Below are 910 nucleotides of genomic sequence, written 5' to 3' on the forward strand. Positions count from 1 at the left end.
CGCTGCTGACCGCCGGCTGCGGTGACGGCGGCTTCACCCCCGGCTTCGGCGTCGCTCCGGCGTCGCTCCAGGCGGGTGCGTTCTCGCCGCTGTCGGTCGCGTTCTCGCGTCCGGACCGCAGCCAGTTCCTGTCGGGCGTCAGCGCGTCGCTGCCGCAGGGCATGACGGCGAAGCTCCGTGGCGTCCAGCGTTGCAACGAGGACGACATCGCCGCTGAGCGTTGCCCGGGTGGCTCGCAGATCGGGACCGTCGCGGTCAAGGCCGGCCCCGGTGCCGCGCCGTACGCGCTGTCGGGCGCGGTCTACCTGACCAACGGGTACAAGGGTGCGCCGTTTGGGATGGTCACGATCGTTCGCGCGATCGCCGGCCCCTACGACCTCGGCAACGTCGTCGTCCGGCAGGCCCTGAGGATCGATCCGGAGACCGCCCAGGTGACGGTCGACAGCGATCCGCTGCCGCAGATCAAGGAAGGCATCCCGCTCCGCTTGCGGGACCTGTCGATGGACATCACCCGCAAGGGGTTCATCCGCAACCCGACCTCGTGCGAGGGCAGCTCCTTCGGCACGAAGCTGACCTCGGCCGCCGGTGCCGTTGCGTCGCCGTCGGCGAAGCTGACGTTCGCTGGTTGCAAGGAGCTGAAGTTCGGGCCGAAGCTCAAGCTCTCGCTGGGCAACAAGACCCAGATGGGCAAGTTCAAGCACCCCCGCCTGACCGCGGTCGTGCGGCAGAACAACAACGAGGCCGGCCTCAAGTCGACCTCGGTCACGCTGCCCAAGGCGCTGGCGCTGGCGGCCGACAACGCGCAGGGTCTCTGCGAGACCGCTGACGCGCTGACGGACAAGTGCCCGAAGGCCTCGATCGTCGGCTCCGCGACCGCGGAGACGCCGATCCTGGACAAGGCGCTGAAGGG

1 pseudogene is annotated in these 910 nt (G+C 69.6%); it reads left to right on the plus strand.

The annotated features are described in order from the left end of the window. Positions 1 to 910, plus strand: a pseudogene (locus tag ACVUH9_RS22200) (hypothetical protein); the annotation flags it as partial.

The sequence above is a fragment of the Patulibacter ginsengiterrae genome (genome assembly GCF_056269115.1).